Here is a 20,665-nt window from a genome sequence, read left to right as displayed (position 1 = left end):
CAGCCTAAATCCAATTCCTCACTGAATGAGGATTTCCTTGAACAGTACAGCGTTCACGTGATGAGGAGAGATCGCGGCATTGACGCGCCGCGTCAGCTCTTCCTTCAGCCGGAACATGCCAACGGAGCCGTTCAGATCGGTGGTGCGCAGTTCGCGCAGGTAAACCTGGAACATGTCGGTGATACGCGGCATCGACGGCGTGATCTGCGCCACCAACGGCGCTTCCTTCACCTCGAGCACGATCTTGGCCTTGAGATATTGCACGCGCTCGCCGGGCTGACCGGCAAGGTTCACCAGAATCTCCGGCACATCGATGAAGGCGAGCGGCTTCGCAGCCGGCGCCGCCTCTTTCTTCTCTTCCTTGGGGTGCCCCTTCAGAAAGAACCAGCCGCCACCGCCCGCTGCAAGCACCAGCACGCCCACGACGATTGCGATCAGCTTGAATTTGCTCTTGGGAGCTGCCGCCTCGTCCCCGGTCGGGGTGCTTTCTGAAGTTTCCGTATCCGCCATCGCCTGCCCGTCCGGGGTTGGGATGAGCTCGATGCTGCAAAGCAGGCTTTAAAGACGCGATACAAATGCTGCCAGCGCCCAAGGCCCTGTGTGATCGTGACGCTAGGTCGCAATGGTTAACGGAATCTTTCTTTTGACGCTCAACTAGGAAAATTCTGCCGGCAAATATGGTCAACAAGACCTTTCTGCCGCCTGCTTTCGCGCCCTGAAAACCACCAACAAATTGAAAAATATCAGCTTTTTGACTTGGCACGGCTTTCGCTAAGTAGTCTGCGAACCGCGGCTTGGGAGAGCTGTGCGGTTTACGGGATCCGCGGCGAGCTTGGGAGAGCGATCCGCGCGAACTTAGGGGAGAACCACCGATGGAGAATATGCTTCTCGTCGGACTGTCGCGGCAGATGACGCTTCGGCGTCAGATGGACGTCGTGGCGAACAACATTGCGAATATCAACACGAGCGGCTTCAAGGCCGAGCGGACGATTTTCGAGGAATATCTGAGCCCGGCCGCCCGCGAAGACAACTTCGTCGGCCGCGACCGCCGCGTGTCCTTCGTGCAGGACCGCGCCACGATGCATGATTTCACCGGCGGCGCGACCGAGCAAACCAAGAATCCGCTGGATGTCGCCATCGATGGCAACGCCTTCCTCGCGGTGCAGACCCCGAACGGCGAGCGCTACACCCGCGACGGCGGCATGCAGATCAATTCGCAGGGCCAGCTCGTGACAGCGTCGGGCGCACCGGTGCTCGGCGCCAACGGCCCGATCGTGTTCCAGCAGACCGACCACGACATCAGCATCTCGCAGGACGGCACGGTCACGGTGCTCGAAGGCATCAACCGCATCGACTCCGTGCGCGGCAAAATTCGCATGGTCAACTTCGCGCAGCCCCAGCGGCTGGTGAAGGAAGGCTCCAACCTGTTCTCGGCCGGTCCCGGCGCCAATCCGCAGCCATCCACCACGTCGAAGCTCAACCAGGGCTTCATCGAAAAGTCGAACGTCAGCTCGGTCGTCGAAATGACCCGGATGATCGACGTCACCCGCGCCTATACCGAGCTGTCCAACATGCTGCAGTCGCAAGGCGATGCGCGGCGCTCCGCCATCGAAAAACTTGCCGACGTTCCGGCTTAAGGAATCTGACCCATGCGCGCTCTTTACACTGCAGCGACCGGGATGGCGGCCCAGGAACTCAACGTCCAGGTCATCTCGAATAATATCGCCAACATGCGCACGACCGGCTTCAAGAAGCAGCGCGCCGCATTCCAGGACCTCATCTACGATCACGTCCGCCGCGTCGGTGCGCAAGCATCGGATCAGGGCACGGTCATTCCTGTCGGCGTCGACATCGGCGGCGGTGTGAAGACCGTCGGCACTCCGCGCATGATGACCCAGGGCACGCTGTCGGCAACCGGCGGCGATCTCGATATCGCGGTCCGCGGCGAAGGCTTCTTCAAGATCCAGCTCACCGATGGCACCTTCGCCTATACTCGCGATGGCACGTTTTCCACCGACCAGCAGGGCCGCATCGTCAACCCGCAGGGCAACCTGCTGCAGCCAACGATCTCGATTCCCCAGGCATCGTCGCAACTCTCGATCAATGCGCAGGGCCAGGTCTCGGTCATCGTACCGGGCTCGACGACCCCGACCGTTCTCGGCCAGATCAGCCTCACGCGCTTCATCAACAAGGCCGGTCTCAATTCGATCGGTGACAACCTGTTCACCGAAACACCGGCCTCCGGCCCACCGCAGGACGGCGTCGCCAATGCCGACGGCTTCGGCGACATGCAGCAGCGCAACCTCGAAATGGCCAATGTCGAAGTGGTCACCGAAATCTCGGACCTGATCGCCGCGCAGCGCGCCTATGAGATGAACGCCAAGGTCATCAGCGCTGCCGACCAGATGCTGCAATCCACCGCCGGCATGTTCCGCTGAGGAGAATGATCATGACATCAGCCATGCGTTCGCTTCTCCTCGCCACCGCCCTGCTCGCTGCAGCGGCCACTGCTGCGCTCGGCCAAGCGCAGCGCGACGAGGTCATCGCATCGCCAACGCTGCGCGCCAACGTCACGGTCTCCAGCGACGTGGTGCGGATTGGCGATGTCATCGACAATGCCGGCCCCACCGCGCAGATCGCAATCTATCGGGCGCCCGATCTCGGCACCGTCGGCACGCTATCGACCGCGCAGGTCATCGCGGCGTTGCGGCAGCATCAGGTGATCGGCGTCGATACACGCGAGCTCAAGTCCATTACCGTGACACGGCTGTCGCGCAGCATCGAGAGCAAGGATATAGAGAACCAGGTCGCGCAAGCGCTGGAGAACCGCCACGGCCTTGGTGCCGCCGCCAATCTCAGCCTCACTTTCGACCGCGAAGTCCAGGGCCTGCAGCTCGACGCCAGCAATACCGGCGCGTTGCAGCCCGTCGCGGCCCGGTTCGACGCGCGTAGCGGCCGTTTCGACGTCACCTTTGCGATCGGCAACGACGCCAACGTGTCTGCCACCAAGCTGCGCTTCACCGGCAGTGCCGTTGAGACCGTGGAAGCGGCGGTGCTGGTCCGCGGCGTCGAACGCAACGAGGTGCTGAAGTCCTCTGACGTCGTCGTCGAGCGTCGCCCGAAAGCCGAAGTCGGCAACGATGGCGTAACGCGCGACCGCGCCGTGGGGATGCAGAGCCGCCGCCAATTGCGCGCCGGTCAGGCAATCCGCAATGCCGACCTCGCCAAGCCAGACCTGGTCACTCGCGATCAGGCAGTGACGCTGATCTACGAAACCGCCGGGCTTTACCTCACGCTGCGCGGCAAGGCCATCGAAGGCGGCACCGAAGGCGACGTGGTCAATGTGATCAACCTGCAGTCCAAGCGCACCGTCTCCGGCGTCGTGGTCGGTCGCGGCCAGGTCGCCGTCTCCGCTCCATCACCGCGTCTCCCCGCGCAAGTCGAAACTCCCGCGCCAACTCTTGCTCCAACCCGCGAGTCTCTCCCGTCCGAAAAAATCTCCCAGGCAAGACCTCCCCTGGCCAACTCTCCCGCTGCCACCTCTCCCGTCGCGCTTGCTGCCAACGACCACGTGCCTGTTTCTCGAAAAGCTGAGTAAAGTTGATGTTCCAGTTCCATCGTCCCTTCGCCACCGGCGCTGCGCTTCTGACGGTCGGCCTTGCTGCCAGCGGCTGTTCATCGATCGACCGTCTCGCGTCCATCGGCGAGAAACCGGCGCTCACGGCGATCGAAAACCCGACGACACAGCCCGGCTACAAGCCGGTGCAGATGCCGATGCCAAAGCCGGAGGTCGCATCCTACAACGCCAACTCGCTGTGGCGCAGCGGATCGCGCGCGTTCTTTAAGGATCAGCGCGCGCGCCAGATCGGCGACATCCTGACGGTCACCGTGAACTTCACCGATAAGGCCAATATCGCCAACGAGACCCAGCGCAGCCGTACCAATACGGAAAACTCGGGGATCACCGACTTTGCGGGCAGCAAGCTGCTGACAGGTTCGGCGGCCTCGGTCCTGCCCGGCCGTCTGCTGACGGCTGATGGATCGTCGTCGAGCGACGGCAAAGGATCGGTGGCGCGGCAGGAAGCGTTGCAAACCAGCGTCGCCGCCGTGGTCACGCAATTGCTGCCGAACGGCAACCTCGTAGTCGAGGGCAAGCAGGAGATCCGCGTCAACTACGAGATCCGCGAACTGATCGTCGCCGGCATCGTGCGTCCGGAAGACATTCAGAGCGACAACACTATCGACAGCGCCAAGATCGCGCAGGCCCGCATCGCTTATGGCGGTCGCGGTCAGATTTCGGATGTCCAGCAGCCGCGCTACGGCCAGCAAGTGATGGACGTGCTGCTGCCCTTCTAACGTTACGAACTCCCACATCTCATCGTGCTCCCACGCGATGAGATGTTCACGCGCGGCCTTCCGTCAGCTCCCCTGGCGGAAGGCCGTCGTCGTTCTGGACAGACTCCAAATGCGGTCAGGCGAAGCGCTGAACGTCAGCTCTTGAAATCCACCTCGACGCTGCCCAGTCCGAGCAATTCCATTCGGACGTGATCTCCGGCACTGAGCCACGCCGTTTGCACTAGGCTGCCCGTCAGTACGAAGTCTCCGGCGCGCAATATCTTGTCTCGGGCCGCGAGATGGTTGGCAAGCCAAGCCAGTGCATGATGTGGATGACCAAGAACATCGGCGCCATTGCCGCGCCCCACTTCCGTGCCGTTAACGACGGCACGTCCAATCACCGACAGAAGATCAGGCGCCTTGCCACGAGTAACAGGCGCACCCAGAACACATCCTGCCGCAAAGAAATCATCTGCGATCAGTGTCGGCGCATCCATACTGCGCCAGTCCGCATAACGATCATCGACGATCTCGATAGCCGGATGGTAGGCATCGATCGCTGTTGCGACGTCATCAGCTGTGAACGGCTCGCCCGACGGCATCAGATCGCTCGCGAGCTGGACCGCAATTTCACACTCCACGCCGACATGTACATAATCGTTGTAGCGCAGCGACGTTCCGGCGGCATGAACACCGCTCATATAGAGTCCGCCGGCGCAAGGATGCGAAATACCGAGATATTGCTGCATCACCGCGCTTGTGCAGCCGATCTTGTAACCGACCTGCAAGCCGAAATCGGGCGACAGCAAATTGTGAAGCGCGTCCTGTACGCGATAGCCATCGGCCTCGTCATGCGGGACCGCGTCTGGCGGCAATACGGCGAGCGGCGTGCGGTTATGGCGGACGTAAGCCAGGATTTCGGCGATCGCGAGATACTTTTCCATCGGCGGTCCCTTCGCTCGTCACACGGCTCATGCCGACATATGACTAACGGGTAGCGACCACCATCCTGCTTGGCAACGGTGCGCAGCGTTGCTAGCGCGAACCGACGCTCGCGCCACTGCAACTCTTCGATTCTGGAGTTCAGCCGAAGACCCTGGTCAGGTCTTCATGAAGTCGCCTCATCCCGGCGGGTCCGGTGAATATCTCCTTCACCTCGGCAAGAGCCTCTGTGGTCAGGACGTCTTCAGAACGCCGGCCCTGCGCAGCAGTCGCAAGGATGCGCGAGGCGATCGCGGCCTGATTGCAGGAGGTGCGGTGCTGCTCCGGCACCCTTGCGACGACCTTTTGAAGAACATTCCGCATCAGCGCGATCGTATCGGGATCATAAGAGGCAGGCGCAGCCATTGTTCATCCTCCCGTTTTTTTCTGGAGCAAGCCTACGTCCTATCGGCGAATGATGACGTTCATATTCCCGTGTTTAAGAATGTCGCCGTGCTGCAGTGCAGTCATCGCAGATCACTGCATCGCACAGCATGCGTGATTGCCTTCCGGAACTCCGAAATGAAAAACGGCCGCCCGATGGGGCGGCCGTTTGGCATCTGAAAGACTATTCGTCGCGATAGACCTTTTCGCGCTTCTCGTGGCGCTCCTGAGCTTCCACGGAGAGTGTTGCGATCGGGCGGGCTTCTAGCCGCTTGAGCGAGATCGGCTCGCCGGTCTCCTCGCAATAGCCGTAGGTATTATCCTCGATGCGTAGCAGCGCGGCGTCGATCTTGGAGATCAGCTTGCGCTGCCGGTCGCGCGCGCGCAGTTCGATGGCGCGGTCGGTTTCCGACGATGCCCGGTCGGCGAGGTCGGGGTGATTGACGTTCTCCTCCTGCAAAGCCTGCAGGGTGAGTTTCGATTCACGGAGGATTTCTTCCTTCCAGGCCAGCAATTTCGCGCGGAAATAGTCGCGCTGCCGGTCGTTCATGAAAGGCTCTTTTTCGGAGGGGCGATAGCTTTTCAACTTGTCCAAGGCCAATCCATCTATGCGTGCAAGGCGCCGGAAATGACCGGCCGCGCCGCAGCTTATATAGCGACGTCATGTGACAGACAATAACGTCAGGATACCTCCAGAACCGCCGTCCACCGCCCGGTTTCATGGTCGGAACCGTGCTGCTGCAGCGCACCACAACCCCGGCGCGGTCCATTGGTCCAAGAGCCATCCGAGCAGCCATAAACACGGCTTATGCGGGTTTCAGCCGCGCTTGGGGCCGGCCTCGCCGACTTAGACCTGGCCGGCCTTGGCCAGCTCAACTTCGACCCGGAGCTCGATCTCGGAGAGCACGGCGTCCAGACCGGGCTCGCCGGATGATTCCTTGAGGTTGGCCGCCGCACTGCGCAATCGCGCCACCATGGCCGGATTGATCGAGCCCGTGAGCAGGCCGATCTTGAGTTCGTCGAGGACATCGAGCGCACCGCGGCCGCGCTTCACCGAGCGCTGGCGGCGCTCCATGGGATCTTCGACGCTCTGCATGGCCAGAAGCGCATCGATGCTGTTGGCCGCCCGGGGCGCTACGGTCGGTTTGGTCTCGGAGGTGGGTGTCGCATCAGGCAACGAAAACCCGGTCGAACTGGTTTTCTTCGCTCCTGACGACGGGGCTCCGAATGTGGTGCCGTTCGGTCCGTAAATGCGCATCGGCGTGTCCAGCAAGGGTAATGGCCGATCCCGGCCCACGGCGGCTTGCCGTTCGCTCAGTACCATCGCGAGCGTAAACGGACCTCCAACCGGAAAGGTCGTCTTTTATGGTTAATCAATCGTAAACGGCCCGGCAAAATCTGCCGCGGGCGGCACATTCGCCGGGGCTCGGATCACACATCCAGCCCGAGAGCTTTCCTCATTATCTTTATAAATCAATATTTTAAAGCGAATTAGAACGCTGGCACGGCGCTCGCATAATGAAAGCCGGATCGTCGTCATGGGAGTGGCGAGCGGTCCAGTGAAGACCTCAGCGGGGAGCAGAGGATGCCGAGCCTACCTTCGATCCGATTCTGTCAGACGGCCTGTGCGGTGCTGCTCGTGCTGCTCGTGCAGGCGGTGTCGGCACACGCGACGTCGCGGATCAAGGATCTCGCCAATATCGAAGGCGTCCGGCAGAACCAGCTGATCGGCTACGGCCTCGTTGTCGGCCTCAACGGTACCGGCGACACCCTCAACAACATTCCTTTCACCAAGCAGTCGCTGCAGGCCATGCTCGAACGCATGGGCGTCAATATCCGCGGCCAGACCATCCGTACCGGCAATGTCGCCGCGGTCATGGTCACCGGCAACCTGCCCGCTTTCGGCACCCAGGGCACCCGGGTGGACGTCACCGTCTCGGCGCTCGGCGATGCCAAGAACCTGACCGGCGGCACCCTGCTGGTCACCCCCCTGCTCGGCGCTGACGGCAACGTCTACGCCGTCGCCCAGGGCTCCCTCGCGATCAATGGCTTTGCCGCCGAAGGTGCCGCAGCCAGCATCACCCGCGGCGTGCCCACCGTTGGCCGCATCGCCAATGGCGCCATTATCGAGCGCGAGATCGAGTTTGCGCTGAACCGCCTGCCCAATGTGCGCCTCGCTTTGCGCAACCCCGACTTCACCACGGCCAAGCGCATTGCCGCCGCCGTCAACGATTTCCTGGGATCCAAGACCGCCGAGCCGATCGATCCCTCCACCGTGCAGCTGTCGATCCCGCCGGAGTTCAAGGGCAACGTCGTCGCGCTGCTCACCGAGATCGAGCAGCTGCAGGTCGAACCGGATCTGGCCGCCAAGATCATCATCGACGAACGCTCCGGGATCATCGTGATGGGCCGCGACGTGCGCGTCGCCACCGTCGCTGTGGCGCAAGGCAATCTCACCGTGACGATTTCGGAGAGCGCCAATGTCAGCCAGCCCAATGCATTCTCCAACGGCCGCACTGTCGTCACGCCAAGCACACGAGTCGGCGTCACCGAGGACGGCAAGAAGTTCGCTCTGGTGAAGGACGGTGTGTCGCTGCAGCAGCTCGTCGACGGTCTCAATGGCCTCGGCATCGGCCCGCGCGACCTGATCGGCATCCTGCAGGCCATCAAGGCCGCGGGCGCCATCCAGGCCGACATCGAGGTGATGTGATGAACGTCAACACCGCCGTCGCCGCCTATCAGGCCAAGCACCCGACCATCAATGGCCGCCCCGATCAGAACCTGATCGATGCGCTGCAGAAAGTATCGCCGCAAGCTCAGGCCAAGACGCGCAAGCAGTCCGAAGATTTCGAGGCGATGTTCATCAACACGATGTTCTCGCAGATGACATCGGGCATCAAGGGCGAAGGCCCGTTCGGCGACACCACCGGCACCGGCGCATGGCGCTCAATGCTGACCGACGAATATTCGAAGTCCTTCGCCAAGGCCGGCGGCGTCGGCATCTCCAACGAAGTTTTTCGTTCACTCATCATCCAGCAAGCCAATCGCGCCAGCTGATCGCAGAGGACACCGCCATGAACAATGCGCAACGCCAGCAAGCCGCCCCGATCGCCGCACCGCGTTCGGTCGCGACGCTGATGGAAGCCCGTCAGCTCGCCGACGAACTTATGAAGGTGATGAACGAGCTGCTCGCCGTCATCGAACAGGAGACCACGCTGGTCCGCAACGGCCATATCCGCGAGGCCATCAAGCTCGAAGCGCCGAAGGCGGATATTTCGCGTCGTTACATTGCGATGATCTCGCTGCTCAAGATCAGCCAGACATATCTCGCGCAGACGACGCCCGACCTGCTCTCCGCCTTGCGCAAGCACCATGACGTGTTCCGTGCGATGCTGCAGGTCAATCTGACCGTGCTCGCCACCGCGCATGCGGTGTCGGAAGGCATTGTCCGCGGTGTCAATGCCGAGGTTCAGAAGCGTAATATCCCGCAGACCTATACGGCGGCCGGTCGGCAGGCCCAGCCGGGCCGGGTCAACATGACGCCCATCGTCGTCAGCCGGTCACTTTGATCGTATAATTGGTCATGCGACCGTTGGTTTGACGCGCCGCGGCATTGTTATCTTTTGACTTAAATTACAGCACGCAAGTAAGCACCGGATTCAGCCGTCCGATGCATAATGTCGTTTGGGAACGGGTCGGGATTTATCGAATGGAGCCAGGAGGGCTGCCATGGGTGCCGACTTCAATATCAAACCGGTGGGGGCACCGGTTGCCACGCCGGTGATACGACCCGCACCAGAAGCGGTGCGCGAAGCCGTGCCTACTCAGCTGCCTCCCGACAAGACCGTGTCAGCAGCGCCCCGTGTACTGCAGCCGAACATTTCTGCGGCGAACTATCAGCAGGTCGACAGCGATCGGATTTCGAAGGAAGTCATCATCGACAAGGGCGCAGGCGAGATCGTCTTCGTATCTGTGGACAAGAAGTCCAATCAGGTGATCGATCAGTATCCCGAGGAATCGCGACTGCGCTCCCGCGCCTATCTGCGCGCCATGGACACGCTCAACCAGGACGCAAAGCTGCAGAATCGACGTATGGAGACGGATCGCAGGATCTAATGCGCTGATCAGACGTCGCGCGTTGCAAAGGCCGTATCGAGATAGGTGCCACCGGTAGCGGCGTCGGTCACGACGTTCTTGATCGTCGCCTTGTTGTTGGCCGTCATCTGGAACTTGGTGTCGCCCACGCGAAACGAGTTATCCTTGATCAGGACCTGCTGATACTTCACGGTCCCCTCGCTCTGATACTTCACCTGCGCGCGGAAGCCTTCGACCTGCGAAATCGCGACCTCGAACTTCTTTCCATTAGCGTAGGTGCCCTGCCAACTGCCTTTGTAGGCGTCGGCATCCACCGCCACATACTTGCCTGCCGTGACCGGCGTGGTGGTCTTGTAAGCCGTTGCAAGAATGCTGAGTGCGTCTGCCATCGTGCCTCGTCGCACGCGGCTTCGAATCGCCGCGCCTGTCAGGCGCCATTAGGCCGCGCCAACCATTAAGCTAAAGTTACAGTGTCGACACGCTCACGGGCGACCGGACAGTCCCGCCGCAATATTGCGGTTGATGTCGATGAGCGCTTGCAGATGTTCGACCTGGCGGACCTGCTGAAGCGCGGTGCACTGCGTCAGAACAAAAATGCCGATATTGGCGATATTCTGCCGGATCTCGATCGATTCCGGATTCTGATCATTCATGGCATCGCCGACGAAGATGGACCAGAGCTTGCGATTGAATAGAAGAGCGTCGTCGAGACCAGCATCGGTATGGTCCCAATTTTCCACAACGTCCTGCAGCTTGCGCGCTGCTTTCAGAAGGGCCTGGGCTTCGATGTCTCTCGGTGTCGCCGTGGTCTGCGCAGTACGCGCGTAAGCTTGAGCACCGATCGACATTCGCTACCTCAAAAACTCTTCTTCCCGCTTGATTAGCGGACGCAATTCCTTGAGTGCTTTGTAAAGTGCGCCGCTTAAAATAAGCTTACTGACGTCCTCGATCGTCTCGCGAAAACTCGGAACCGCTTCGATCAATTCCTTGATGAAACCGAGATATAGCTCCTGATAGGCCGGGATATCGTTTTCCAGATACATCATCTGTACGCAGAGATAGACGCGCTTGACGGGCGTCGTTGCAGTCTCCGCCGTGAGGATGTCCTTTTCACGCATGATCGGCGCATCGCCATCAATCAGGAACGCCGTGCGCGTATCGGAATTGGTGATCACGCTCTGACCGATGATGATTCGCTCACCCGGCTTCAGTTCGACTCGCAAAGGCATTCAGCTCTCCTTCCCCGCAGCGGCCGTGAGGCCACATGCAAAGCCAACGGTATCTGGTGCCACATTTCGGGCGGGCATGACTATCCAGGAACCCTGAAAATACGCCTGCGATTCGAATAATACCAGCGTTCAGCGACCGGCGTCTTCAGTCTGGGGAAAGCCAGGATGCCGGGCGACGCGCCGCTGACTACCCCGACCAACGAAAAACGGCGGGATTTCTCCCGCCGTTCGGTAATCTTGGTGCGACCGCCAGACTTACTGGAGCAGCTTGAGCACGCTCTGCTGCGACTGGTTGGCCAGCGCCAGCGCGGACACCGCGATCGACTGCCGGGTCGACAGCGCCTGGCTGTTGGCGGCTTCCTCATTGGTGTCGGCCAGCGTCAGATTGGACGAGCCGGTCTGCAGCACGTTGATCAGGTTCTTGGCGAACTCCTGACGGATCTGCACGATCGACAGGTTGGAGCCGAGCGCCGAGGCCTGCGCGCGGAGAACCGAGCTGGAGATGTTGAGCGCTGCCAGCGTGTTGTTCGCAGAGGTATTGTCGAGGAAGTCCGCACCCTTGGCGAGCTTGCTGAGACCCAGACCTGCCGGCGTCAGGGTCGTGCCGGCGATATTGAGCGTCGACTTGCCGGTCTCGTTGAACACCAGCTTAAGCTGATCGCCACCGAGCAGGTTGATGCCGTTGAACGAGGCATCCTGCGACGTGGTCGTGATCTGATCGATGATGTTGTTGTACTGCGCAACGAGATTGGCGCGCGAGGTCTGCGACGCGAAGTCCTGAACCGGAGTGCTCGGCACCAGGCCATTGAACAGCTTGCCGACGGCCGCGGCTGTGCCGCCAATGGCGCCGATGGTCGACGAGGCCGCATCGTTGGACGTCTGGATGGTCATGAAGCCGGCGGGATCGATGACGGCTTGCAGGTTGTTCGGCGCCAGCGCGGCGTTGAGCTGCGCCAGGGTAGAGACCTGGCCGCTCGCGGTACCGAAGGTGATGTTCGTCGCGGTGCTCGACGGATTGGTCGCCGCAATCGTCAGCGTCAGCGCCGGCGGACCACCCAGGGCGGTCGGACCTGAGGTCCGCGCCTGGGTCACCGACGTACCCAGGCCGAGCCCGGCGAGCGCGGCGGTGTTCGAGCTCGTGATCGACAGATCGGAAGCCGCACCCGTGTGCAGCGTGATCGCCCCGATGGGCGCTGCCGTGTTGACTGCAGAGCCGGCACCACCCGACAGCGCATCGATCTTGCCCAGCAGCGTAGCGACGGTGTCCGTGATGTTGATTTCGTTGGCGCCCGACGCGCCCGAAGCTCTGAAGGTCAGGCTCTGACCATTGACGGTGATGGTGTCGTTCGCCGCGAAGCTGGTAGCAATCGAGTCGGTGGCCGCAAGACCCGACAGCAGCGTGGCGCCGGTGATGGCAGCGGCATTCTTGTTATTCGCGACAGTGCCGACATAGGTGTTGTCGGTCTTCGTGGATGTACCCAACAGGTTGTCGGCGGTCGCACCGGGATTGATCGGCGTCGTGAACGACGACTTGGCGTTATAGCCGACCGGAATCTGCAGCGCCTGGTTGGCGATCGATTTCGCGGTATCGACCAGCTTCTGCAGCGAGGTGATGCCGGTATTGGCCGCCTGCAGCACCTGCACGCCGTTGCCGATGCCGTCGAGCAGGCTGTTGATGTCACCGGCGCGGCTGTCGAGCCCTGCTGCCGTGAAGAAGTTCGTGGGGTTATCGAGGGCGGTGTTAACCTTCTTGCCGGTCGCAAGACGGTTCTGCGTCGTGGACAAGAGGTCCGCCGTCGACTGCAACGACAGCAGGTTCTGGCGAACCGAAGCCGATAGAACGATGCCTGACATATGGAAACCTTCCTGTTCCCAGCGCGGTCGACCTTCAGGTCGCGCAAGCGCATGGTGCATCTGACGAGACCCGTCTCGCCGCGATGCTGCCGGTTAAATTTGACGCCCTTCTGGAAGAGGAATCTCGGTCCGCCTTGCGGCGATGCCCGGATTAAACGCGGCCGATTCTCGGCCTACCTGCTTCCTACTCAGGCCGAATATGACCGACGACCATTTAAGATATGGTTAACAGCGGATTAAGGCTTTCGTAAAACTGTCCCAAAACGGCAAAGGCCCGGAAAGCTTGAGCTTTCCGGGCCTTTGCGACGATCGGACAACGAAAAACGGCGGGGCTTTCTGCCCCGCCGCCTTCTGTTTCGACTAGTCCGCTGAAGTTTAGCGGAGCAGCTGGAGAACGCCCTGCTGCGACTGGTTGGCCAGCGACAGCGCGGAGACGGCGATCGACTGACGGGTCGACAGCGCCTGGCTGTTGGCGGCTTCCTCGTTGGTGTCGGCGAGCGTGAGGCTCGACGCACCGGTCTGCAGCACGTTGATCATCTGCTTCGAGAAGTCCTGACGCATCTGCACGACCGACAGGTTCGAACCGAAGGCCGAAGCCTGCGAACGCAGCTTGGAGCTGGCGTTGTTCAAGCCGGTCAGCAGCTTGTTGGTGGCAGCGTTGTCAAGGAAGTCAGTGCCCTTGGTCAGCGAGGCCAGACCGAGACCCGTCGGATCGAAGGTCACGCCTGTGATGCTCAGCTTCGACTTGCCGGTCTCGTTGAAGGTGAGAGCCAGCGTGTCGCCGTTGAGCAGGTTGACGCCGTTGAAGGATGCGTCAGCCGCAGTCGTCTTGATCTGATCGATCACCGTGTTGTACTGGGCAACCAGGCCAGCACGGGTGTTCTGCGCGTTGACGTCGGCAACCGGACCGCTCAGCGACAGAGCAGCGCCGAACAGCTTGCCAGAAGCAGCAGCCGTACCGGAGAAGATGCTCGTACCCTTCGTGAAGTCGAACGAGGCTTCGTCGTTGGTCGTGGTGATGGTCAGCTTGCCGGTCTTGTCGTCGATCGATGCCTGCAGGTTGCTGTCAGCCAGCTTCTTGTTCAGGTCGTCGAGCGTCTTGACCTGTCCCGCGCCGGTGCCGAAAGTGATGGTCTGAGCAGCGCTGCCATCGAGAGCGCCGATCTTCAGGGTTTCGCCAACGTGGGAGCTCGTCGCCGCCGTCGTTCCAGCGGTGAGACCCAGCTTGGCCAGAACAGAGGCACTACCGCCCAGAACGATGCTGTCTGTGGCGTTGGAACCAGTAAGGGTAACCTTGCTGCCGGTGATAGAAGCGACTGCAGAGCCGCCACCGAGTGCCGTCTTGATGGCATCGGTCATATCGGTCGAGGTAGCAGGAGTGGTTGCAGTGGTGTTCAGAAGGATCGAGCCATCGGTGTCAGTCGTGTTGGCATTGACTGTGGTGCCAAGCGCCACAACCTTGATGGTCGTACCGTTAACACTGAAGGAGTCGCCAGCAACGAAGCTACCGCCGGTCGCGCCAGTAAGAGCCGCGCCGGCAGCGAGCGTACCGGCAGCTGCACCGGTGAGCGTTGCTGCTACGTCGGGCGTGCCGAGCAGATTGTCAGCGGTCGCGCCGGTAATCGTCGCAGTAGCCTGGGACTTGGTCGAATAGCCCGAGGTCGCCTGCAGCGCCTGGTTGGCAATCGACTTGGCGGAGTCAACGAGCTTCTGCAGCGAGGTGATGCCGGTATTGGCAGCCTGCAGGATCTGCACGCCGTTGCCGATACCATCGAGCAGGTTGTTGATGTCGCCAGCGCGGTTGTTCAGGCCCTGCGCGGTGAAGAAGTTGGTGGGATTGTCGAGCGCCGAGTTGACCTTGTTGCCGGTCGCGAGGCGGTTCTGGGTGGTGGAGAGAAGATCCGCGGTCGACTGCAGCGAGAGCAGGTTCTGACGAACGGAAGCCGAGAGTGTAATGCCGGACATGTTTGGTTACCTTCCTGGTAGACACAACGAACGACCTTCTTGGTCGGTATCGGGAAGATGACGCTGAGGTTCTAAAATTGCGTAAAGGGAACTGCGCGGATTCGATGCTCCTTATGCGTGTATTTAATTACCTATACCCGCCCTGAAAATGACAAAGCCCAACTCGTGAAAGTCGGGCTTTGTCATTTGTTATCAGTGCTTTTTGTGTAGCTGGGAGGTTGGCCTCCCGGACTTTGGCGAGGTGGCCAAAACCCGGCGAAGTTGTAAACACGAAGCAACCCGTTAAAGAAACTTAACCAAGCTCATCTGATAAAGATTTGACGTTGTCTGATACGAGGCCTGCAAAGCGGTCTGCAGCGCCAGAATTTTGGTCGCGACCTCGTCGTCATTGATGCCCTCGATGGAGTCGAGCATCGTCTGGGCCATCGCCTTGGTCTGAACCTGACGATCCGTGGTCGACTTGATCGACGCCTGCGCTCCGGCGAAGTCGGCCTGGATGTCCTGAATCGTCTGCTGACCGGGGATATTCGCCAGGTTTTGCGCCACGCGCTGGTTCAGCGCCGCGATCTGCGCATTGGCGCTCTTTGCATAGGTCGCATTGCTGAGTTGTGCCGGATCGACGGCCACGGCCGCGAACACCGCGACGGTCTGCAGTTGCGCGCGCAGGGCCTGCTCGTCGGCACGCGCGCCATATTGCACCTTAATCGATGTATCGACCTGGGAGACTGCCGATCCGCGGGCGGAGCCGTTCGCGGCCGTGTTCTGCTCGCCCTGATACCAGATCACGGTATTGTCGGCCGTGCCGGCAACGAGCGTGGTCGCTGAGCCGAGCGGCGTCGAGCCGACGCGCAGCGGCGGCTGGTCGAAGAAGTTGTCGCCGGCCTCGATCGCGGATGCCGCCACCATCGGCCCGTTGGCGAGATCCTTCATCGCGCTGCCCAGCGCGGTGTTGAGATTTGCCGCCGTCGCGGTGCTGTCGGCGCCAATCGCAAAACTGCCCGCCGGCAACGGCGTCTGGTCCGACGCCGTCAGGACGATGTCTTCCGTGGTCCCGTCAGGCATCGTGAAAGTGAACTTCACCTGATCGCCGACATTCGGGTTGGTCGCCCCGAGATCGACCGACATCGATTTCGCCACGGGCGTCGCCGGCAGCGCAGGCGGGATGGTCGCTGGCAGATCGACCGGCTGGGTGACGGTGGCACCGGCGATCGTGGTAGACACGCCAGTGACCTTCATACCGAAGGGCTGAGCTTCCAGCGGCGGGGCTGGCGTCGCGTCTTCTTCGGAAATCACCACCGAGGTCACCGGGGTTCCGACTGCGCTGCCAACGCGCCCGTTTGCGTTGACACCAAGGTCGGCCGTCTTGCGCTCGGCGATCACCTGCTTGAGGCCGGCGACGAGCGCACCATTGCCGTTCATGATCTGGTCGGCGGGAGCAACGGGCGCCGTATCGGTGGCGCGGCCGGAGAACAGGTAGCGGTCGCCCGACCGCGCATTCAGCATATCGACGGAATCGAAGAAGCCGAGCGACGCCGTCTTCTGCCCCGGCGTCTGACCGGTATTGTCGAAATTGCTGCCGGCGCTGACGGCGGCGCCTTTGACATCCGATCCGATCGCCACCAGCCGCTGCAGCGACAAATTTGCCACGCCGATGCGCGTGTTCAGATTGACGGCAGTATCGGCATAGGCCGCAACGCCACTGATCTGCGCGCGGAGCGCGATCGCGAGACTGCGACCGCTGCCCTGCCCTGCATAGGTGTTGGAGACCTTGCCGCTCGACAGCTGCTGCGTCAGCGTGTCGAGCTGATCGCGCAGATTGGTAATTCCGGATCCGATATAGGATGTGCGTGAGCCGACACCGCTGATTGTCATGATTGCCTCAGAATGCCTGCATCAGGGTTTTGTACAATTCGTTGACCGTCGACATCACGCGCGCATTGGCCGAATAGGCGTTCTGCAGAGACAGCAGATGTGCCATCTCGTCATCCATATTCACGCCGGACGCGTCTGCCATCTTCTTGTCGAGTGTGTTGAGAACGACGTTCTGGCCATCCGCGAGTTGCTTGGCGGAATCCGCCGCAGCGCCCTGTTGCCCGACGAACTGGCGCATATAGCTCGACAGCGTCCCCTTGAACGGTGCCGTATCACTGCCCGTTCCCGTCGCCGGCGAATAAGTGAAACTGGCATTGTTCAACTGGTTGAGCAGGAGGGCCGACCGCGTCGTGTCGCCTGCCGCCGTCGATCCGCTATAAACCACCAGCTTGGAGGGGTCGGCGACGATCGCATTGTTGATCGTCAACCGGCCGGCGAGACCGGCCATCTGCGAACCGTTCTTGCTGATGCCACCGCTATAAGCGGCGCCGCTGTCAGTGAACAGCGCCAGCTCCGGGCTGCCATTGCTTAGATCGGTGGGACCTTGCGTCACCGTCACCGACGCCGCATTGACGTTGGAGAATGCGGGATTGTTGACGACGGTAAGCGCGCCAGCCGTGCCGGAGAACGTAGCCTGGCCGCCAAGCGCCGCGTTCAACTGATTCAGAACCGAGCCGAAACCCGAAGAAAAATCGAGGCCGATGACGGTATCATTCGGATTGGTCGTTGCCGTGTTCGGCAGCGGCAGCACGCTGGGATCATCGACCCGCATGAACGAAATTTCGCGCTGCGTGTTGGTCGCCGTATCCGTATATGTGAAGTGAATGACATTGCCGGGCTTCATTTGCGATACGTCGAGCGTGAAGCCGGTTGGCGTTCCCGGCGGCAGCGTCGTCGGCGGCACCGTCGGCGCCGGGAACACGCTTCCCGCCGTCGTCTTGTCCGAGAGCGCGCTCGAGATCGATGCTGCGAACTGATCGAGCTGATTCTGCGCCTCGACAAGCGTCTTGTCGCGAAGTTCGGTATATGCGGCGATCGTGCCCGACTTGATAGCGCCGGCAGCGGTCAGGTCGATCGATCCGCCGTTCGGAAATTCGATCACCACCGAGCCAAGATTGCTCTTGCTGGGATCCGCGCTCCACGTCGTGTCGGCCGATACTGTGCCTTGGGCATTAAACGCAAGTGTCGCCGCTTCATTACCCACCAGCTGCACACCGGAACCGGTGAAGATGGTGACCTGATTGGCGCCATTGGTGGTGACGCGGATATCCATCAGCTGCGACAGCTGCGTGACATATTGATCGCGCTGATCGAGCAGCGCGGCGGTGTTGGAATCTGTCGATGTTCCGCCTTGCGGGTTGGCCGTCAACTGATTGTTGATCTTGGCAATCTGCTTCATCAGAGTGTTGGCGGTCGTCACCGAATCCTTGATGCCGCTTTCCGCCGAGCTGCGCAGGTTCTGAATACCCTGCGTCATCGAATTCAATTGTTGCGCGAGTGTCTGCGCGGCGTTGAGCACGCCGATCCGCGCCGACTGACTGTCCGCGCTCGTTGACAGCGCCTGCACTGCTGTCGTCAGAGCATTGAAGGAATATTCGAGCGAGCCGACTGAACCAGGATCGCCATAGAGGCTCTGCATCTGCTGCAGGAAGCTCGAACGGAGCGAGGCATAGCCCGCACCCGACGTTTCGGTGCGGAGCTGCGCCTGGATATACTGATCGAGTTCGCGATTGACGCCGACGGTGCGGACGCTGCTGCCGTTGCCGGAATTGACTGCGACCTGATCCGTCGACTTGCGAATGTAGCCAGGCGTTTCCGCATTGGCCACATTCGAGGAGACCAGCGACATCGCGGCCTGATTGGCGCGCAGGCCGGACATGGCGATGGAGAGTGCGTCGTTCAGACTCATAACTAACTGTCGCTCTCAAGGTTCACGCGGGAAGAAGGCCGCAGATGCGGCCTTGCGATTAACGCATCACGTTCAGCAGATCCTGAACCATGGTGTTGGTGGTCGTGATCACCTTGGTATTGGCCGAATAGGCCTGCTGGGTGACGATGAGCTTGGTGAATTCGTCGGCGATGTCGGTGTTCGACGACTCCAGCGACGAGCCGGAAATACTGCCACCCTTGCCGTACAGCGCTTCGCCGGATTCGTTGGTCGTCTCGAACGCGCCGCCATCGATGCGCTTGAGGAAGTTGGCGCCGTTGAAGGTGGCAATGCTGACTTCGGCAAGATCGATGTTGCGGCCGTTGGAGTAGCTGCCGACCACACGGCCTTCATTGCTGACCGACACGCTCTGGAGCTGACCCGCAGCGTAGCCGTCCTGCTCGAGCTGATTGACCTGGACGTTGCCATTGGTGTCGGCGAATTGGGTGAGACCGCCCGTGCCGAACGCCATGGTGACATTGCCAAGGCTCTTGCCGCTGACGGTCAGGCCGGTCAGCGTGATCTGGCCGACAACGGGCTGCATCTGGCCGTTCGGGCCGAACTTGAAGTCGGTGCCGACATTCTGCCAGGCAGGGCTTGCACCCGTGGCCGCTGGATCGGTCTGGTAGAACAGGTTCCAGGTATCCGTTCCGCCCTGCGTGGCGGACTCGACCTTCGCCCACCTGAATTGCAGGCTGACCGGTGCACCGTTGCCATCATAGACCGTCTTGGCGCCACCGCTGATCGATTCATCGAGGAAGGTCTGGGAGTCACTGCCGATCACGACGCCGGTGCCCGCCGTGCCGCCGCCCGAACGAAGGCCGGTAACGGTGCCGGTGAAACCCAAGGCCTGGAATGCGGCGACCGCCGTGGTCGTCGAACCTGCCGCCAGCGTAAAGTCGTTCGCCGTACCGGAGTTCAACGTGATCACGCCGGTGGCGGACACGCTCGATAGCGGCGACGCATTGCCGGTCGCAGTGTCGATGGCGGTGAGCACGTCGCCGACAGTGGCCGTATCGATAGGGATAAAGGTCGTGCCTGGTACAGCCGCAGGAGCAACGGCGCCCGTGTAGAACGAAAGCGTCTTGGTCGTGGTGACACCGGCACTGGTGGTCTTCAGCACGAGCGTATCGCCGTTGGCAAAGCCGACCGGCAGCGTATCGCTGCCGGATACGGGCGCGAGTTTGGTATTCGCCGAGATCGGCGCCGGTGTCGTCGCGAAATTGTTGCGCGCGTTGCCGGGAACAGCAGTATTTCCGAAGGGCGTTGCCGCAGTGCCCAGCACGCGCGGGTTCGACACGAAGTCGGCCGATCGCAGCAGTTCGGAACCAGGCACCGACGTCTGATGCTTGGTGGTCAACGGATAGCTGGCGAGGTTGGCGCGGTAGTCGATCTTGGTGGTGGCCTGCGACGGCAGGAAGTCATTCTGGAAGCGCAGCACTTCCGGCGTACTGCCGGCCGGGTTGCCGGTCGAGGGATCAATCTTGACGCCCTGCAGATAGTAGCCGGCGCCGTTGACGAGATAGCCGTTCTTGTCGAGCGAGAAGTCGCCGCGACGGGTATATTTGTTGACGCCGTCAAAGATCGGCGTGGAGTCGGAGACGTTGCCCGGCTTCTGCACCGCAAAGAAGCCGTCGCCGTTGATCGCCATATAAGTCGCGACCGACGACGACTGCACCGAACCCGCGATGGTGTTGGTGCTGCGCGATTGCGCCGTTACGCTGCCGGCCACCTGTGCTGATGTGCCGGCATCGGGAATGAGGTCGAGGAAGCTGGTATCGATCCGCTTGAAGGCGGTGGTTTGCGAGTTCGCGATGTTGCCGGAAATGTTTTCCAGCGCATAGGAGTTCGCCCGCAGGCCCGCAACGGACGTGGTGAGAGCGCCGAAGATACCCATTACATCGTCTCCAACTTCGATCCGGGCGGCCCGCCGGATGGTGCCAAATTCACAGCCGCTGTCGGAGGAGATGTCGCAAGCCCCGTGCCAAGGGGAGAAATTCAACGAATTCAACGCACTAAACAA

21 protein-coding genes are annotated in these 20,665 nt (G+C 61.2%); 8 read left to right on the top strand and 13 right to left on the bottom strand.

The features are described from left to right. Positions 1-18 precede the first annotated feature (18 nt). Entirely contained in the window at positions 19-510 is a 492-nt protein-coding gene (gene fliL / locus AB8A23_RS14605) for a flagellar basal body-associated protein FliL (RefSeq protein WP_175366556.1), read from the bottom strand. Between the two features lie 362 nt (positions 511-872). Here fliL and flgF point away from each other — a divergent pair, with 362 nt between their 5' ends. Genes flgF through flgH form a run of 4 tightly spaced genes read left to right on the top strand, consistent with a single transcriptional unit; the run spans position 873 to position 4,356 of the window. Further along, a complete protein-coding gene (gene flgF, locus AB8A23_RS14600; RefSeq protein WP_439059343.1) occupies positions 873-1,637 on the top strand; it encodes a flagellar basal-body rod protein FlgF in 765 nt (254 codons plus the stop codon). A gap of 12 nt (positions 1,638-1,649) precedes the next feature. After that, positions 1,650-2,438 carry a flagellar basal-body rod protein FlgG gene (flgG, locus tag AB8A23_RS14595; RefSeq protein ID WP_089265180.1) on the top strand — a complete coding sequence of 263 codons (789 nt, stop codon included), beginning with the start codon at positions 1,650-1,652 and terminating at the stop codon, positions 2,436-2,438. Between the two features lie 11 nt (positions 2,439-2,449). Next, complete coding sequence (flgA, locus tag AB8A23_RS14590; protein WP_439059346.1) at positions 2,450-3,598, top strand: flagellar basal body P-ring formation chaperone FlgA; 1,149 nt, start codon at positions 2,450-2,452, stop codon at positions 3,596-3,598. 5 nt (positions 3,599-3,603) lie between these two features. Next, on the top strand, positions 3,604-4,356 hold the full coding sequence (gene flgH, locus AB8A23_RS14585) for a flagellar basal body L-ring protein FlgH (protein WP_068736258.1): 753 nt from the start codon (positions 3,604-3,606) through the stop codon (positions 4,354-4,356). Between the two features lie 134 nt (positions 4,357-4,490). Here the strand turns inward: flgH and AB8A23_RS14580 are convergent, their stop codons facing one another. From AB8A23_RS14580 to AB8A23_RS14565, 4 genes are all read right to left on the bottom strand, one after another. Next, entirely contained in the window at positions 4,491-5,279 is a 789-nt protein-coding gene (locus AB8A23_RS14580; protein ID WP_175366558.1) for a 2-keto-4-pentenoate hydratase, read from the bottom strand. Positions 5,280-5,418: 139 nt separating this feature from the next. After that, positions 5,419-5,682 carry a hypothetical protein gene (locus AB8A23_RS14575; protein ID WP_120291376.1) on the bottom strand — a complete coding sequence of 88 codons (264 nt, stop codon included), beginning with the start codon at positions 5,680-5,682 and terminating at the stop codon, positions 5,419-5,421. Positions 5,683-5,884: 202 nt separating this feature from the next. Next, entirely contained in the window at positions 5,885-6,295 is a 411-nt protein-coding gene (gene dksA / locus AB8A23_RS14570; protein ID WP_068735634.1) for an RNA polymerase-binding protein DksA, read from the bottom strand. 252 nt (positions 6,296-6,547) lie between these two features. Then, complete coding sequence (locus tag AB8A23_RS14565) at positions 6,548-6,958, bottom strand: flagellar assembly protein FliX (protein WP_439059349.1); 411 nt, start codon at positions 6,956-6,958, stop codon at positions 6,548-6,550. A 327-nt stretch (positions 6,959-7,285) separates the two neighbouring features. On the opposite strand from AB8A23_RS14565, the gene AB8A23_RS14560 reads away from it, so the two are divergent. The 4 genes from AB8A23_RS14560 to AB8A23_RS14545 all read left to right on the top strand — a co-directional run bounded on the left by AB8A23_RS14560 (position 7,286) and on the right by AB8A23_RS14545 (position 9,816). Beyond that, on the top strand, positions 7,286-8,410 hold the full coding sequence (locus tag AB8A23_RS14560) for a flagellar basal body P-ring protein FlgI (RefSeq protein ID WP_184518763.1): 1,125 nt from the start codon (positions 7,286-7,288) through the stop codon (positions 8,408-8,410). After that, positions 8,410-8,757, top strand: a complete 348-nt coding sequence (flgJ, locus tag AB8A23_RS14555) for a flagellar assembly peptidoglycan hydrolase FlgJ (RefSeq protein ID WP_089265185.1) — start codon at positions 8,410-8,412, stop codon at positions 8,755-8,757. The genes AB8A23_RS14560 and flgJ overlap by 1 nt, the downstream gene beginning before the upstream one ends. A 17-nt stretch (positions 8,758-8,774) precedes the next feature. Continuing rightward, positions 8,775-9,269, top strand: coding sequence for a hypothetical protein (locus AB8A23_RS14550; protein ID WP_175366560.1), 495 nt, complete (start codon positions 8,775-8,777; stop codon positions 9,267-9,269). A 160-nt stretch (positions 9,270-9,429) separates the two neighbouring features. Further along, the gene (locus AB8A23_RS14545; RefSeq protein WP_068735627.1) at positions 9,430-9,816 is read left to right on the top strand and encodes a hypothetical protein; all 387 of its coding nucleotides are present in this window, start codon (positions 9,430-9,432) and stop codon (positions 9,814-9,816) included. A gap of 8 nt (positions 9,817-9,824) precedes the next feature. Here AB8A23_RS14545 and AB8A23_RS14540 read toward each other — a convergent pair whose 3' ends face one another. The 8 genes from AB8A23_RS14540 to AB8A23_RS14505 form a co-directional block, all read right to left on the bottom strand. After that, positions 9,825-10,184: a hypothetical protein gene (locus tag AB8A23_RS14540; RefSeq protein WP_175366562.1), complete on the bottom strand. Its 360-nt coding sequence runs from the start codon at positions 10,182-10,184 to the stop codon at positions 9,825-9,827. Positions 10,185-10,277: 93 nt separating this feature from the next. Continuing rightward, positions 10,278-10,643 (bottom strand): flagellar biosynthesis regulator FlaF, encoded by a 366-nt coding sequence (gene flaF, locus AB8A23_RS14535; protein WP_068735623.1) that lies wholly within the window; start codon positions 10,641-10,643, stop codon positions 10,278-10,280. A gap of 3 nt (positions 10,644-10,646) precedes the next feature. After that, positions 10,647-11,024, bottom strand: coding sequence for a flagellar biosynthesis repressor FlbT (gene flbT, locus AB8A23_RS14530; protein ID WP_089265190.1), 378 nt, complete (start codon positions 11,022-11,024; stop codon positions 10,647-10,649). Between the two features lie 255 nt (positions 11,025-11,279). Next, positions 11,280-12,878: a flagellin N-terminal helical domain-containing protein gene (locus AB8A23_RS14525; RefSeq protein ID WP_439059351.1), complete on the bottom strand. Its 1,599-nt coding sequence runs from the start codon at positions 12,876-12,878 to the stop codon at positions 11,280-11,282. A gap of 375 nt (positions 12,879-13,253) precedes the next feature. Beyond that, positions 13,254-14,843, bottom strand: coding sequence for a flagellin N-terminal helical domain-containing protein (locus tag AB8A23_RS14520; RefSeq protein WP_439059352.1), 1,590 nt, complete (start codon positions 14,841-14,843; stop codon positions 13,254-13,256). Between the two features lie 282 nt (positions 14,844-15,125). Continuing rightward, positions 15,126-16,715 (bottom strand): flagellar biosynthesis protein FlgL, encoded by a 1,590-nt coding sequence (locus tag AB8A23_RS14515; RefSeq protein WP_439059353.1) that lies wholly within the window; start codon positions 16,713-16,715, stop codon positions 15,126-15,128. A gap of 7 nt (positions 16,716-16,722) precedes the next feature. Next, positions 16,723-18,624 (bottom strand): flagellar hook-associated protein FlgK, encoded by a 1,902-nt coding sequence (gene flgK, locus AB8A23_RS14510; protein WP_439059354.1) that lies wholly within the window; start codon positions 18,622-18,624, stop codon positions 16,723-16,725. Positions 18,625-18,682: 58 nt separating this feature from the next. Further along, positions 18,683-20,539 (bottom strand): flagellar hook-basal body complex protein, encoded by a 1,857-nt coding sequence (locus AB8A23_RS14505; protein WP_175366566.1) that lies wholly within the window; start codon positions 20,537-20,539, stop codon positions 18,683-18,685. Between the last annotated feature and the right edge of the window lie 126 nt (positions 20,540-20,665).

The organism is Tardiphaga sp. 619_E2_N8_4 (assembly GCF_051810905.1).
Taxonomy (GTDB): Bacteria; Pseudomonadota; Alphaproteobacteria; order Rhizobiales; family Xanthobacteraceae; genus Tardiphaga; species Tardiphaga robiniae.
The sequence above is the reverse complement of the archived record's forward strand: the minus strand, read 5'-3'. Positions and strand labels throughout refer to the sequence as shown.

Bases quoted from the DNA above. Each gene is read 5' to 3' on its own strand.
- flbT (WP_089265190.1), bottom strand. From the start codon at position 11,024: ATGCCTTTGCGAGTCGAACTGAAGCCGGGTGAGCGAATCATCATCGGT.
- flgG (WP_089265180.1), top strand. From the start codon at position 1,650: ATGCGCGCTCTTTACACTGCAGCGACCGGGATGGCGGCCCAGGAACTC.
- flgJ (WP_089265185.1), top strand. From the start codon at position 8,410: ATGAACGTCAACACCGCCGTCGCCGCCTATCAGGCCAAGCACCCGACC.
- AB8A23_RS14550 (WP_175366560.1), top strand. From the start codon at position 8,775: ATGAACAATGCGCAACGCCAGCAAGCCGCCCCGATCGCCGCACCGCGT.
- AB8A23_RS14520 (WP_439059352.1), bottom strand. From the start codon at position 14,843: ATGTCCGGCATTACACTCTCGGCTTCCGTTCGTCAGAACCTGCTCTCG.
- AB8A23_RS14580 (WP_175366558.1), bottom strand. From the start codon at position 5,279: ATGGAAAAGTATCTCGCGATCGCCGAAATCCTGGCTTACGTCCGCCAT.
- fliL (WP_175366556.1), bottom strand. From the start codon at position 510: ATGGCGGATACGGAAACTTCAGAAAGCACCCCGACCGGGGACGAGGCG.
- AB8A23_RS14545 (WP_068735627.1), top strand. From the start codon at position 9,430: ATGGGTGCCGACTTCAATATCAAACCGGTGGGGGCACCGGTTGCCACG.
- flgF (WP_439059343.1), top strand. From the start codon at position 873: ATGGAGAATATGCTTCTCGTCGGACTGTCGCGGCAGATGACGCTTCGG.
- AB8A23_RS14505 (WP_175366566.1), bottom strand. From the start codon at position 20,539: ATGGGTATCTTCGGCGCTCTCACCACGTCCGTTGCGGGCCTGCGGGCG.
- flaF (WP_068735623.1), bottom strand. From the start codon at position 10,643: ATGTCGATCGGTGCTCAAGCTTACGCGCGTACTGCGCAGACCACGGCG.
- flgA (WP_439059346.1), top strand. From the start codon at position 2,450: ATGACATCAGCCATGCGTTCGCTTCTCCTCGCCACCGCCCTGCTCGCT.
- AB8A23_RS14560 (WP_184518763.1), top strand. From the start codon at position 7,286: ATGCCGAGCCTACCTTCGATCCGATTCTGTCAGACGGCCTGTGCGGTG.
- flgK (WP_439059354.1), bottom strand. From the start codon at position 18,624: ATGAGTCTGAACGACGCACTCTCCATCGCCATGTCCGGCCTGCGCGCC.
- AB8A23_RS14515 (WP_439059353.1), bottom strand. From the start codon at position 16,715: ATGACAATCAGCGGTGTCGGCTCACGCACATCCTATATCGGATCCGGA.
- AB8A23_RS14525 (WP_439059351.1), bottom strand. From the start codon at position 12,878: ATGTCAGGCATCGTTCTATCGGCTTCGGTTCGCCAGAACCTGCTGTCG.
- flgH (WP_068736258.1), top strand. From the start codon at position 3,604: ATGTTCCAGTTCCATCGTCCCTTCGCCACCGGCGCTGCGCTTCTGACG.
- AB8A23_RS14565 (WP_439059349.1), bottom strand. From the start codon at position 6,958: ATGCGCATTTACGGACCGAACGGCACCACATTCGGAGCCCCGTCGTCA.
- AB8A23_RS14575 (WP_120291376.1), bottom strand. From the start codon at position 5,682: ATGGCTGCGCCTGCCTCTTATGATCCCGATACGATCGCGCTGATGCGG.
- AB8A23_RS14540 (WP_175366562.1), bottom strand. From the start codon at position 10,184: ATGGCAGACGCACTCAGCATTCTTGCAACGGCTTACAAGACCACCACG.